Genomic DNA, 13775 nt, shown 5'->3' on the forward strand with positions numbered 1-13775 from the left:
GTCCTTTGCACGAGATCCCGCCCATGCCCCCCGGCGCCCGCGCACCCGAGTTTCATAGCAGTCTCGAATGGGTCAACTCGCCGCCACAGCGCCTGGCTGAGATGTCCGGCCGTGCGGTGCTGCTGTACTTCTTCAACGTCGGGTCGGCCTACTGCCAGAACGCGCTTGAGGATATGCGCCTGCTGCAGAACCGCTTTTCCGACGGCCTGACGGTGCTCGGCGTGCACTGCCCGAAGTTCGATGCCGAGCGCGACACCAAGCTTGTGCTGAAAGCCCTGAATCGGCTGTTCGTGCGATTCCCGGTGCTCCACGATCCGGATTTCATCTGCTGGCAACATTACGGCATCAGCGCCTGGCCGAGCGCGGTGCTGATCAGCACCGACGGGCGCATCGTCGACAGCCTCGCGGGTGAGCCGCTGCGCGAGCGTTTGGAGCCGCTGATCGACCGAGTTTTGCAGCAGGCCGGCGAGACCGACAGTCGCGTGTATGAGTCGGCCGCTTCAGTGACGCGGCCCGAGCCGCGCATGCCGCTGGCGTTTCCCAGCGGGCTCGCAGCCAGCGAGCGTCATCTGTACGTGGCCGACACCGGCCACAATCGAATTCTGGAATGCACCTTGGACGGCCGCATCCTGCGCCAGTTCGGCTCCGGCAGCAGCGGCTTCATCGATGGCGGCAGCGCCGAGGCCAGCTTTCTGGCGCCACGTGGTCTTGCGCTGTGGAAGGATGCGCTCTATGTCGCGGATACCGGTAACCATGCGCTGCGCCGGATCAGCCTGCTCGATGGCGATGTCGACACCCTGTGTGGCACCGGCAAGGCCGGTCTGCGGCCGGACGGTTCGCCGGCTGATGCCAGTCAGGCTGCGCTGAATGCGCCGTGGTCGGTCGCCACCGCGTTCGACAAGCTCTACATCTCGATGGCGGGCTGGAACCAGATCTGGGAGTACGATCTCGGCCGCCGCAGCCTGGCGCCGCTGGTCGGCTCAGGCACCTTGGGGCTGTCGGACGGTGAGGCCTTGAACTGTCATTTCGCTCAACCGGCCGGCCTGGCGCTGGCCCAGCAGACGCTGTTCGTCGCTGACTCGGGCTCCTCGGCCGTTCGGGGGATCCAGCTGGCGACCGGCAAGGTGCAGACCCTGATGGGCTCAGGCTTGTACGAGTTCGGCAATGTCGATGGGCCGCTTGCGCAGGCGCGGCTGCAGCTGCCGCTGGCGCTGGCGCTGGATCCGCGCGCTCCGCAGCTGTGGATCGCCGATACCTACAACTCGACCCTGCGGCTGTTGAACCCGATCGGTCGCGAGCTGAAAACACTCAACCTCGGCTACCGCCTGCATCAGCCGGCCGCCCTCGCGGTGAACCGCAGCAGTCTGTTCGTCGCCAACACCGATGCGCATGAAGTCCTGCGTGTCGACTTCGACAGCCAGCTGCCGCGGCGGCTCGCTATCGGCGAATGAGCGACCCCGCTGCAGCGGGCTTCGACGGCAAGGAGTTTGCCGGTCGGTTGACCCTGGCGCCTGGCGTCTACCGCATGCTCGCGGCCGACGGCGGCGTGCTGTACGTGGGCAAGGCCAGCAGCCTGCGCAAGCGCGTTGCCAGCTATTTCACCCGCAGCCCGCGCGAGCCGAGGCTGCGTGTGATGATTGCGCAGATCGCACGGATCGAGATCACCGTCACCCGCAGCGAGGGTGAGGCGCTGCTGCTGGAAAACCAGCTGATCAAGTCACTCAAGCCGCGCTACAACATTCTGCTGCGTGACGATAAAAGCTATCCCTACATCCATCTGACCACTGCGGATGAATCGCCGCGGATCCGCTTTCACCGGGGCCCGCGCAGCCAGCCGGGGCGCTACTTCGGGCCGTATCCGGGCGTGTCGGCGGTGCGCGATACCTTGAGCCTGATCCATCGGCTGTTCGGGCTGCGCAGCTGCGAGGACAGCGTGTTCAAGAACCGCACGCGTCCCTGCCTGCAGTACCAGATCAAACGCTGCAGCGGTCCCTGTGTTGGCATGATCGATGCCGATGACTATGCGCTGTCAGTGCGTCGCGCGGCCCTGCTGTTGGACGGGCGCAGCGAGGATCTGGTCAGCGAGCTGATGTCCGAAATGGATCGTGCCGCGATCGCACTGGAGTTCGAGCAGGCTGCGCGCTTGCGCGACATGGTTGCGGCCGTCCGCAAAGTGCAATCGCGGCAGGTGGTCGATGGTGAGCACGCCGAGCTTGATGTGCTGGCCTGTGTGGTCGACGGCGGTCGCGCCTGCGTGCTGCTGCTCAGCTTTCGCGATGGACGCAATCTCGGCAGCCGCAGCTTCTTCCCGAAGTTGAACGGCGCTGACGATGCGGCCGAGGTGCTTGGGGCGTTCCTGACCCAGTACTACCTAGACCAGGCGCCGCCCAAGGAAATCGTGCTCAGCCATGCGGTGCCCGACCAGACCTTGATCGAGACGGTCCTGAGTGAACAGGCCGGTCGCAAGGTCGAGTTGAAACTGCAGGTGCGGACGGATCGCGCCCGGCTGCTGCAGCTGGCGCGACAGAACGCCGAGCTGGCGCTGAAGAGCGAGATCGCCAGCGCAGCCAGCCAGCGTGCCCGCCTCGATGCGCTGCAAGCGCTGCTCGACTTGCCGGAGCCGCCGCAGCGCATCGAGTGCTTCGACATCAGCCACACCCAGGGCGAGGCCACGGTCGCATCCTGCGTGGTGTTCGATGCCGATGGCCCGGTTCGCAGCCAGTACCGGCGCTTCAACATCAACGACATCACCCCCGGCGACGACTACGCGGCAATGCATCAGGCGCTGAGCCGACGCTTCAAGCGCGCAGTGGAGGAGGGTGTGTTGCCGGATCTGCTGCTGATTGACGGCGGCCGTGGCCAGCTCGATCAGGCACTCGCGGTGCTGGCGGAGCTAGATGTGCAGGGCTTGGCGGTGATCGGTGTCGCCAAGGGCGAAGAGCGTCGCGCGGGGCATGAGGCTCTGATCTTCCCGGATGGGCGCAGCCTGCGCCCTGGCGCCGATTCGCCGGGCCTGCAGTTGATCCAGCAGGTGCGCGATGAAGCACACCGCTTTGCGATCACCGGTCATCGCGGCCGCCGCGCCAAGGCGCGTGATCGCAGCCGGTTGGAAGACATCGACGGCATTGGCGCGAAGCGCCGAGCCGCCCTGCTCCGACACTTCGGCGGCTTGAGCGGTCTGAAGCGCGCTTCCAGCGAAGACATCGCCCGCGTTGAAGGCATCAACGATGCTTTGGCCCAGCGCATCTATGCCGCGCTGCACGGCCTGGAGCCCGCGGCGAGCGATGTGACGACAGAGTGATGCTGCCCCCCGCGGCCGGGTTTTCGACACTTCCCGCGGTTGAGCGGGCAGAATGTAGCGCCACGCTGACGGCCCGCCCGGGCCGGGCGCTGAGCCCGTCGACTCCCCGGAAACCCGCGTGCCCCTGAACCTGCCGAACATCCTGACCCTGTTCCGGATCGCTCTGATACCGGTGCTGGTACTGGTGTTCTACCTGCCCTACGGCTGGACCAACTTCGCCGCTGCGGCGATTTTTGCGATCGGCGCGATCACCGACTGGGCCGACGGCTACATCGCGCGTCGCTACGGCCTGCACTCGGCGTTCGGCGCGTTTCTGGATCCGGTGGCCGACAAACTCGCGGTGGCGGTGGCCCTGATCGTGATCGTGCAGGCACACCCGACGCTGTTCATGGCCCTGATTGCCGCGGTCATCATCGGCCGTGAGATCACCATCTCCGCGTTGCGCGAATGGATGGCCGAAATCGGCCAGCGCGCCACTGTGCGCGTCGCCGTGATCGGCAAGATCAAGACCATCGTGCAGATGGTGGCGCTGGTGATGCTGCTGTATCGGGCCGACCTGTTCGGCCTGCCGATCTTCCGAATTGGCGAGGTCTTGCTGGCGCTGGCGGCGGTGTTGACCCTGTGGTCGGGCATCCAATACCTCTCGGCCGCCTGGCCGGCGATGCGCGGCGACGGCAAAACGGTGAAAAAGGGCGGCGACGAGGGTTGACACTCGCGTCTGAATCCCTAAAATGGCGGGCTCCAGTGCGGGAATAGCTCAGTTGGTAGAGCACGACCTTGCCAAGGTCGGGGTCGCGAGTTCGAGTCTCGTTTCCCGCTCCAGGTTCTTGAAGCCCCGTTGCGACTTCGGTCTTTCGGGGCTTCGTTTTTTGAGGAAGCCACGTTTCTGGTGCTGCGGTTCGGGCCCAGCCGAGGTGTTAGGATTCGCCCCCACGGCCTGGTGGCAGAGTGGTCATGCAGCGGCCTGCAAAGCCGTGTACGCCGGTTCGATTCCGACCCAGGCCTCCATCCTTCGGGATGGACTTTCAAATGCGGGAATAGCTCAGTTGGTAGAGCACGACCTTGCCAAGGTCGGGGTCGCGAGTTCGAGTCTCGTTTCCCGCTCCAGTGTCAGACCAGTCCCGCGCCGGGCAACCCGCGCGGGATTTTTTTGCCCGTCGACGGCGCATCCACATGGCCGACGGTTCTCCGGCCGCCCTTGCGGGCCGCAGGCGCAGCGCTGCGAAGCTCGCGCGTCGATGGCCTCGCGCACAGTGCCGCAGCGCCTGACGAGTGCGGAGGCTTGAGCACGAGGCTCATTCCAAGCCCTATGGCCGGACCTGTGGTCCGCTTCACACCCGGCAGCCGGTCGGACTTGCCTGCCGCCTGAAAGCGTCCACCAATGCCGACGCGGGTGCGCAAATGCCGCCAAGGCAGCGGTTCGCCGTTTGCGCCTGTAGAATCGCGTTTTCCCGCTGCGTGTCTACACATGACTCCCCTGATTTTTGTCACCGGTGGCGTGGTCTCTTCGCTTGGCAAGGGCATCGCGTCGGCTGCGCTTGCGGCCATCCTCGAATCGCGCGGCCTGAAGGTCACGCTGATGAAGCTCGACCCCTACATCAACGTTGACCCCGGCACCATGAGCCCGTTCCAGCACGGTGAGGTGTATGTCACCGACGACGGCGCCGAAACCGACCTCGACCTGGGCCACTACGAGCGCTTCGTGCGCACGCGCCTGGGCCGGCTGAACAGCGTCACCACCGGCCGCATCTACGAGAACGTGATCCGCAAGGAGCGCCGCGGCGATTACCTCGGCGCCACGGTGCAGGTGATCCCGCACATCACCGACGAGATCAAGCGCTGTATCGATGCAGCCACCGATGGCTTCGATGTCGGCCTGGTCGAGATCGGCGGCACCGTGGGCGATATCGAATCGCTGCCGTTCCTGGAAGCGATCCGCCAGATCCGCAGCGAGCGCGGGCCCGAGGGTGCGCTGTTCATGCACCTGACCCTGGTGCCCTACATCGCGGCAGCCGGCGAGCTGAAGACCAAGCCCACCCAGCACTCGGTGAAGGAGTTGCGCTCGATCGGTATCCAGCCCGATGTGCTGCTGTGTCGAAGCGAGCAGCCGTTGCCGGAAGGCGAGCGCCGCAAGATCGCGCTGTTCACCAATGTGCCCGAGCGCGCGGTGATCTCGGTGGTCGATGTCGCCAACATCTTCAGCATCGTGCCCTGGCTGCATGCACAAAAGCTTGATGAACTTGCGGTGCGCCAGCTGCATCTGCAGGCGCCGCGCGAGGCGGACCTGTCCGACTGGATGGAAGTGATCGACGCGGTCGACCACCCGGTCGACGAAGTCACCATCGGCGTGGTCGGCAAGTACGTTGACCACCAGGACGCCTACAAATCGGTGGCCGAGGCGCTGAAGCACGGCGGCCTGCGCCAGCGCACCCGCGTGCGCCTGAAGTGGATCGAGTCTGAAGAGGTCGAGTCGCAGGGCGTGTCCGCACTTGATGGCGTCGACGCGATCCTGGTGCCGGGCGGCTTCGGTGATCGCGGTTTCGAGGGCAAGGTGCGCACGGTGCAGCATGCGCGCGAGCAGGGCATTCCGTACTTCGGTATCTGCTACGGCATGCAGGCGGCGGTAGTGGATTTCGCCCGCAACGTGGTCGGCCTGACCGGCGCCAACACCACCGAGAACGACCGCAGCGGGCCGCATCCGGTGATCGGCCTGATCACCGAGTGGCGCACCTCCACCGGTGAGGTGGAGCGTCGCACCGAGGCCTCGGACCTCGGCGGCACCATGCGCCTCGGTCTGCAGGAGTGTCGCCTGAAGCCGAACACGCGTGCGCGCGAGCTGTACGGCAAGGACGTGATCGGCGAGCGCCATCGTCACCGCTACGAGTTCAACAACTACTACCGCACCCAGCTGGAAGATGCCGGCCTGATCATCGCCGGCAAATCGATGGACGACCTGCTGGTCGAGATCATCGAGTTGCCGGGCCATCCGTGGTTCCTGGCCTGCCAGTTCCACCCGGAGTTCACCTCCACGCCCCGCGACGGGCACCCGCTGTTCATCGGTTTCGTGCGCGCCGCGCGCGACCACAAAGCCGCACACGCGGCCAAGGCAGACGCATGAACCTGTGTGGCTTTGAAGTCGGCCTGGACCAGCCGCTGTTCCTGATCGCCGGGCCCTGCGTGATCGAGTCCCTGCAGCTGCAGATCGACACCGCTGGCAAGCTCAAGGAGATCACCTCCAAGCTGGGCGTGCCTTTCATCTTCAAGTCGAGCTTCGACAAGGCCAACCGCACCTCGGCGACGAGTTTCCGTGGCCCGGGCATGGAAGAGGGCCTGAAGGTGCTGGCCGAAGTGCGTCGCCAGCTCGGCGTGTCGGTGCTGACCGACGTGCACGAATACACGCCGATGGATGAGGTCGCTTCCGTCGTCGATGTACTGCAGACGCCGGCCTTCCTGTGCCGGCAGACCGACTTCATCCAGAAGGTCGCCCGTGCCGGCAAACCGGTGAACATCAAGAAGGGCCAGTTCCTGTCGCCCTGGGAAATGAAGCACGTCACCGACAAGGCGCTGGCCACCGGCAACACCCAGATCATGGCCTGCGAGCGTGGTGTGAGCTTCGGCTACAACAACCTCGTCAGCGACATGCGCAGTTTGAGCGTGATGCGCGATACCGGCTGCCCGGTGGTGTTCGACGCCACTCATTCGGTGCAGCTGCCTGGCGGTGCCGGCGGCAAAAGCGGCGGCCAGCGCGAATTCGTGCCGGTATTGTCGCGCGCGGCTGTCGCGGTCGGTATCGCCGGCCTGTTCGCCGAAACCCACCCCGACCCGGACAAGGCGCTGTCGGATGGCCCCAATGCCTGGCCGCTGCACCGCATGGCCGAGCTGCTGGAAAGCCTGGTCGAGATCGACCGCGCTGTGAAAAAACGCCCTTTCATCGAGATGAGCTGAGCGCCGCAGACGCGCCCGGTGGACTATCGACTTCCCACGTTCTGACTTGACGGAAACCCCATGAGCACGATCCGCAGCATCCACGCCCGCGAAATCCTCGACTCCCGCGGCAATCCGACCCTGGAGGCCGAGGTCACCCTGGAGTCCGGCCATATGGGCCGCGCCGCGGTGCCCTCGGGCGCATCGACCGGCACGCGCGAAGCCGTGGAGCTGCGCGATGGCGACCGCACACGCTACCTCGGCAAGGGCGTGACCCGAGCGGTCGGCAATGTGCGCGGGGCGATTGCCGATGCATTGCGCGGTTTTGACGGTGCGGATCAGGCTGGGCTCGACCAGCGCATGATCGAGCTGGACGGCACCGACACCAAGAGCCATCTCGGCGCGAATGCGCTGTTGGGTGTGTCGCTGGCCAATGCGCATGCGCAGGCGGCGGCCAAGGGTCTGCCGCTGTGGCAGCACCTGCTGGGCGCTCGTCAGGCCCAGCTGCCCGTTCCGATGATGAACATCATCAACGGCGGTGCGCATGCCGACAACAATGTCGACATCCAGGAGTTCATGGTGCTGCCGGTCGGCCTGCCGAGCTTTGCTGAAGCGCTGCGCGCCGGCACCGAGATTTTTCACGCGCTGAAGTCGGTGCTGAAGGGGCGTGGCCTGTCTACGGCAGTCGGCGACGAGGGCGGCTTCGCGCCGGACCTGCGCTCGAACGAAGAAGCCATCGAAGTCATTCTGGAGGCGGTCGGCAAATCGGGCTATCGCGCCGGTGAGGACATCTACCTCGGCCTTGACTGCGCGGCTTCGGAGTTCTACGAGAACGGCAAGTACCAGCTGGTGGGCGAAGGCCAGCGCCTGTCGTCGGAGCAGTTCACCGATTTCCTGGCCGGCTGGTGCGAACAGTACCCGATCATCACCATCGAAGACGGTATGGCCGAGAACGACTGGGACGGCTGGGCGATCCACAGCGCGCGCCTGCGCGATCGCGTGCAGCTGGTCGGCGATGACCTGTTCGTCACCAATCCGAAGATCTTCCGCGAGGGCATCGCCAAGCAGATCGGCAACGCCATCCTGATCAAGGTCAACCAGATCGGCACGCTGACCGAAACCCTGGAAGCGATCGCCATGGCCGAAGCGGCCGGCTATGCCTCGGTGGTGTCGCATCGCTCCGGCGAAACCGAAGACACCACCATCGCCGATATCGCGGTGGCGGCTGCATCGACCCAGATTAAGACCGGCTCGCTGTGCCGCAGCGACCGCGTGGCCAAGTACAACCAGCTTCTGCGCATCGAAGAGGCGCTCGGCTCGGCGGCGCGCTACGCCGGCCGCGCGGCCTTCCCGCAGCTCAAGTCGTTCCGCTGATTCTGGATTCCGCCCCCGCGGGCTGCCGTGTTCCGACTCCTTACCCTCGTCCTGCTCGCCCTGCTGGTTTACCTGCAGGTGCAGCTGTGGACCGGTGAGGGCGGACGCGCGCAGGTCGCGACGCTGGAAGAATCGGTCAAACGCCAGCGCAGCGAGAACCGCCAGCTGGCGGCGCGCAATCAGGCGCTGGAGGCCGAAGTCGCCGATCTGAAGGAAGGCGAGTCGGCAGTCGAGGAACGCGCCCGCGCCGAACTCGGCATGATCCGCCCGGGCGAGGAGTTCTACCGCGTGGTCGACGGCGATCAGGTGCCGGAGCCGGCCCCTGCAGTCGAGGCTGAGCCGCAGCAGTGAACGCGTCAGGCCACCCGCTTCGGCAGGCACCGATCTGGGCCATTGTGCCGGCGGCCGGCAGCGGCCAGCGCATGGGCGCTGCGATCCCCAAGCAATACCTGCAGATCGCCGGGCAAACCGTGCTGGAGCACAGCCTGCGCGCCTTGCTGCAGCACCCGCGGGTGGTGGGCGCCGTCGTCGCACTCGCGCCCGACGATCAGCTGTGGCCCGGTTTTGAAACCCTGTTGAACAAGCCGGTGCTGCGCTGCGTCGGCGGCAGCGACCGCGCCGACAGCGTGCGGGCGGCACTGCGGCACCTGCAGCTGCTCATGGGTACGGGCCCGCATTGGGCGCTGGTACACGATGCCGCGCGGCCGTGCTTGCGCGCCAGTGACCTCGATGGTCTCATCGAACGTTGCCTGCAGGCGGGCGAGGGCGGTCTGCTGGCGGCACCGGTGCGCGACACCCTGAAGCGCGTCGATCCATCACGCCCGGCCGACCAGCAGCGCGCGCTCGCCACCGAAGCCCGCGCCGGTCTTTGGCGCGCACTCACTCCGCAACTGTTCCCCGCCGAGGCGCTGGTAGCGGCGCTCGATGCCGCGATCGCGGCGGGCATCGCGGTCACCGACGAGGCCATGGCGATGGAGCGCAGCGGCGCACAGCCGATGCTGGTCGAAGGCGCCGACGACAACCTCAAGATCACCACGCCGGCCGACCTGGCGCTGGCGGAGTTCGTGCTGGGGACGCGTGCGCAGGTGACGTGAGTCTGGCTGCGCTTCCGAAGCATGCCGGGTGAGGATCAGCGGTGTGGCGCTAGCAGCCTGTCGGACTCTGGTTGGCCGGGCTGCAAATCCGCCTGCGCGGTCCACTATCCGCCGATTCTTGATCAAGAGAGCCCACTGGCGCCTGCGAATCGTCGAAAAACTGTCCTCGCGCAGTCGGATTCTCGCCTCGACGCCCAAAGCCCGACAGGCTGCTAGCGTTCGGCCCGGGCGGGCGCGACCGCGAGGAGTGACTGCAGGCGACAATTCTGCCTGTTGGCGAAACCCGTACCTCTGGCCTGCACGTGGCCTGTGAGCTCCGCGCGCCCTGCGCATTGACGGGCGTTGGCGCCGTCGAAATCATGGAATCGCGCGCTTGAAAAGCTGGCGAATCCGACAGGTATCGAGCTTAGCACCGGGCACCTAAGCTGGGCGGTGACCTTTCAGCGACCGTGTTCTTCGCAGGCAGCGACCCAGACCCCCTCCCGCATGAGCATTCGCAGCGATCGAGTCAGCGCCCTGGCCTGTGTCGCCCAGTTTCGCCTTGGTGAGCTGCGTGTCGAGCCGCAGCGGCTGCGCTTGGTTCGGGCGGGTGACGAGATCGCGCTTGAACCGCGAATGATGGAACTGCTGGTGGCGCTGTGCGAGCGCGCAGGTGAGGTACTGAGCGCCGAGCAACTCCTGATCGAGGTCTGGCATGGAACGTTCTACGGCGACAACCCGGTGCACAAGACGATGGCGCAGTTGCGCCGCCGCCTGGGCGATGACCGCCGCGAGCCGCGCTTCATTGAAACCATCCGCAAGCGCGGCTACCGCCTGATCGCGAGTGTGGTTTTCCCTGACGGATACCGCCCGGCTCCGGTGAAGCGCGGCCATTGGGACGGCGCCTCACCCTATGTCGGCCTGCGCGCGTTCGACAGTGATCACGCAGCCGTCTTCTATGGCCGCAGTCGAGCGACCGCTGACCTGATGATCGCTTTGCGCAGTCAGATCGAAGCACAACAACGGTTCGTGCTCGTCTCCGGCGCCAGCGGTTGTGGCAAGACATCCCTGGTATGCGCGAGCGTGCTGCCCTTGCTGACCCGGAGCGGTGGCTTCCAGGGCTTGGAGGCCATCGCCAACGCACGCTTCGATCTTGGCCTCTGCCGTGGCAGCGACTTGTTGCTTCGATTGGCAGAATCGTTGTGCCAGTGGTCGATCGATGGGCGTTCGGTCTTTCTGCCCCCCGAGGTTCCGACTCTGATGCAGCAGCTGCGATGCGGCTCTGAATCGCTGCGCCTTCGACTGGAAGATGCGTTGTTGCGACGGCTCGACCGCAGCCTTGATCCCAATTGCCAGCCTGTCCTCTTGCTGGTGGTTGATCACGCAGAGGCCGTCGTCGCGGTCCCGGCGATGACTGCAGACGATCGGAGCGACTTTGCGGCCGCGCTGACCCAACTGTGCGGTCTGGCCCGCGTTGCGGTAGTGGCGATAACACGCAGCGATTTTTTCCCTCGCCTCATCGAGGCGATCCCGTGCATCGCCGAACTCAAGTCGAATGCGGGCCACATCGACTTGCTGCCCCCTCTCGCCGGTGAGATCGGCCAGATCATCCGCTCGCCCGCGGCTCTCGCAGGGCTGCATTTCGAAGAAGACGCGATCCAGGCGGTCCGTCTGGACGACGTGCTGCGGGATGCGGCGGCGCGGCAGCCTGATGCTTTGCCTCTGCTGCAGCACACGTTGCACATGCTGTACGAAGGGCGCAGCGCCGAAGGCCAGCTGAGCTTTCGCAGCTACCGCGACTTTGGTGGGCTGGAAGGTGCGTTGGCGCATCGCGCCGAGCAGGCTTTTGCCGGCCTGCCGCGGGCTGCCGCCGCGGAGCTGGAGCGTGTGTTCGCGGCCTTGGTTGTTGTCCAGGCCGACAGCGACACGATCACCGCGCGTCCGGCGCTGCTGTCTGCACTCGGATCTGCCGAAGCTCGTCAACTGGTCGAGGCCTTTGTCCAGGTGCGCCTGTTCGTCGCCGAGCTTCGCGACGGCGAGCCCGTGTTCTGTGTAGCGCATGAAGCCTTGTTCAGGCAGTGGCCGCGTGCAGTGGCATGGATCATGGAAAACCGTGGTTTGCTGCAGGCGCGTCACCGCCTGCAGCGGGCCGCCCGGCATTGGCAGGCTGAGCAGTATCGGCACGATCATCTGCTGAACCCGGGGCGTCCGCTGGAAGAAGCGCAGGAGGTGGTGCGTCGACTGGCGGCAGAGATCGATCCGCAAGATCGGGCGTTTTTGCGCGCCTCCGAACGACAGCATCAGCGCCGTCGAGGCTGGCGGCTGGCGGGCGTGGCGGCGCTGGTGCTGTCCACCTGTGTGGCCGTCGTTCTGGGGTTTCAGGCTGAACAGGCGCAGCGACGGGCGGAACTGCGGCGCGACCAGGCGCAGCATCTGGTCAGCTTCATGCTTGGCGAGCTGGCCGATCGCCTGCGGCCCATGGGAAATCTGAAGCTGCTCGATGGCGTCGGCGGTGCAGTGCTGGGGTATCTCGAAGGCTTGCCGCAAGCGGACATGCAGGAGAGCGAGCTGGTCAGCCACGCGCAGGCGCTGCGCACGGTGGGTGAAGTTCTGTTGGGGCAGGGGCGTTTCGATGAGGCTGAGGCGGCGTTCACGCGCGCCGATGCGGCGACCCGGCATGCCCGGCAGCTGGCGCCGCAGTCGCTGGTCGCGCTCGCCGAGTCGGGATCGACGGCGTACTGGCTCGGATACTTGGCCTTCCGCGAACGCCGTCTGGACCAGGCGCAGGTGCATTGGGAGGCGTATCTGCGTGCGGCGGAGGATCTGATCGCACGGTCACCTGAGGACCCGCGGGCTCGGCTGGAGCTGTCCTATGCGCTCAATAATCTCGGAACCCTGGCGCACAAGAAGCAGCGCCTTGACGAAGCCGCAACCCTGTTCGCCCGCTCGGTCAATTTGAAGCGCGAACTGCTCAAGCGAAGTCCGGATGACCGCTCGCTGCAGTTCGAATTGATCGACAGTCTTTCGTGGTTGAGCAGCACACAGGACGCGCGCGGCCTGATGGTGAATGCGGCAGCGGGCTACCGGCAGCAGATTGGTATGTTGCGCGTGCTGCTGCGCAGCGACCCGGACGCGGATGCCTGGCGCCGACGACTGGCGACATCGCTGTTGCGCAGTTCGCATCTCGCGCTCGACCAGGGTCGCATCGCGCAGGCCGAGCGTGATGTCGACGAGAGCGTCGATCTGCTCAGGGTGTTGACAGCACAGCGGCCGGACAACCGCGTGTGGCGACGCGATCTTGGCCATGCGCAGGCTCAAGCCGGCTGGGTAGCGAAGTTCTCGGGACAGCCTGAGCGCGCGCGCGATCAACTGCGAGCCGCGCAGGCCACTTTGGCGCCGCTGATGCATCTCGACCGACCGTTGCCGGAGTGGAGCCTGCTCGACGCGCTGGTACACGTACGGCTTGCGAAGCTGGATGCGATGCCGGCTGCGCTTCAGATGGCGGCTCCTGCGCTGGCCACACTGGAAACGATGCATGCCGACAGGAGCGATGACCTGCAGATTTCGGCAGCGCTTGCCTACGCGCTGACTTGGCAGGGCGACGTGCGACACGTTGCGGGAGATCAAGCTGCAGCACGAGACGACTGGCTGCGCGCACGCGCGCTGTTGGCGGAGGCTGCGCCGAGCTCGCGTGATCGCAGCCTGCTGGACTTGTGGGTGCGCCTGCATCAGCGCCTTGGCGAACAGCGCAATGCCGCGGCGGCGCTGCACCGGCTGCAGGAGATCGGCTATCAGCATCCCGGATTCACTCAGTTCTACCACCCCACCCAAAACGGAGATTCGCTGCCATGAATACCAAGACCATCGAAGTACAGTTCACCATCGCCTATGTCGGATTCGGAGGCAATGCGGGCCATGGCGAGTACTTCTACAGTGTGAAGCCGGAGATCGTAACGGTCGGTCGTGGGCAAAGCCCGGTTTCCACCCTACGCGCCTACACTCCACGAGACAGTGACGCAGCACGTTATCTCTCATTCTAGGGCGGCTTTGTTCGGAGACTCCCATGCCAAAGCCGTTGCGGGTTCGCCCGCCAGAAACATCTT

General features: G+C 65.8%; 10 protein-coding genes and 3 tRNA genes. All 13 read left to right on the top strand.

From position 1 onward, the window contains the following. The first annotated feature begins 23 nt into the window (after window positions 1–23). The 13 genes from ACIQ7H_RS11150 (at window position 24) to ACIQ7H_RS11210 (ending at window position 13712) form a co-directional block, all read left to right on the top strand. Window positions 24–1451, top strand: a complete 1428-nt coding sequence (locus ACIQ7H_RS11150) for a redoxin domain-containing protein (protein ID WP_395791403.1) — start codon at window positions 24–26, stop codon at window positions 1449–1451. Continuing rightward, window positions 1448–3301, top strand: a complete 1854-nt coding sequence (gene uvrC / locus ACIQ7H_RS11155; protein WP_395791405.1) for an excinuclease ABC subunit UvrC — start codon at window positions 1448–1450, stop codon at window positions 3299–3301. The genes ACIQ7H_RS11150 and uvrC overlap by 4 nt, the downstream gene beginning before the upstream one ends. A 118-nt stretch (window positions 3302–3419) precedes the next feature. Next, entirely contained in the window at window positions 3420–4010 is a 591-nt protein-coding gene (pgsA, locus tag ACIQ7H_RS11160) for a CDP-diacylglycerol--glycerol-3-phosphate 3-phosphatidyltransferase (RefSeq protein ID WP_395791407.1), read from the top strand. A gap of 37 nt (window positions 4011–4047) precedes the next feature. Beyond that, window positions 4048–4123 (top strand) — tRNA-Gly (locus ACIQ7H_RS11165). Between the two features lie 112 nt (window positions 4124–4235). Next, window positions 4236–4309, top strand: a tRNA-Cys gene (locus tag ACIQ7H_RS11170). 23 nt (window positions 4310–4332) lie between these two features. Next, window positions 4333–4408: transfer RNA gene (locus tag ACIQ7H_RS11175), tRNA-Gly, on the top strand. Between the two features lie 361 nt (window positions 4409–4769). Beyond that, a complete protein-coding gene (locus tag ACIQ7H_RS11180) occupies window positions 4770–6419 on the top strand; it encodes a CTP synthase (RefSeq protein WP_395791409.1) in 1650 nt (549 codons plus the stop codon). Continuing rightward, window positions 6416–7246 carry a 3-deoxy-8-phosphooctulonate synthase gene (gene kdsA, locus ACIQ7H_RS11185; protein ID WP_395791411.1) on the top strand — a complete coding sequence of 277 codons (831 nt, stop codon included), beginning with the start codon at window positions 6416–6418 and terminating at the stop codon, window positions 7244–7246. The genes ACIQ7H_RS11180 and kdsA overlap by 4 nt, the downstream gene beginning before the upstream one ends. Window positions 7247–7306: 60 nt before the next feature. Next, window positions 7307–8599 (top strand): phosphopyruvate hydratase, encoded by a 1293-nt coding sequence (gene eno / locus ACIQ7H_RS11190; protein WP_395791413.1) that lies wholly within the window; start codon window positions 7307–7309, stop codon window positions 8597–8599. A gap of 27 nt (window positions 8600–8626) precedes the next feature. Beyond that, window positions 8627–8950, top strand: a complete 324-nt coding sequence (gene ftsB / locus ACIQ7H_RS11195; protein ID WP_395791415.1) for a cell division protein FtsB — start codon at window positions 8627–8629, stop codon at window positions 8948–8950. After that, the gene (gene ispD, locus ACIQ7H_RS11200; RefSeq protein WP_395791417.1) at window positions 8947–9693 is read left to right on the top strand and encodes a 2-C-methyl-D-erythritol 4-phosphate cytidylyltransferase; all 747 of its coding nucleotides are present in this window, start codon (window positions 8947–8949) and stop codon (window positions 9691–9693) included. Before ftsB ends, ispD begins: the two co-directional genes overlap by 4 nt. Before the next feature lie 486 nt (window positions 9694–10179). Beyond that, the gene (locus ACIQ7H_RS11205) at window positions 10180–13524 is read left to right on the top strand and encodes a winged helix-turn-helix domain-containing protein (RefSeq protein WP_395791419.1); all 3345 of its coding nucleotides are present in this window, start codon (window positions 10180–10182) and stop codon (window positions 13522–13524) included. Beyond that, entirely contained in the window at window positions 13521–13712 is a 192-nt protein-coding gene (locus ACIQ7H_RS11210; protein WP_395791421.1) for a hypothetical protein, read from the top strand. The genes ACIQ7H_RS11205 and ACIQ7H_RS11210 overlap by 4 nt, the downstream gene beginning before the upstream one ends. The last annotated feature ends 63 nt before the right edge of the window (window positions 13713–13775 follow it).

This window comes from Aquimonas sp. (assembly GCF_044377145.1).
Lineage (GTDB): Bacteria > Pseudomonadota > Gammaproteobacteria > Xanthomonadales > Xanthomonadaceae > Aquimonas.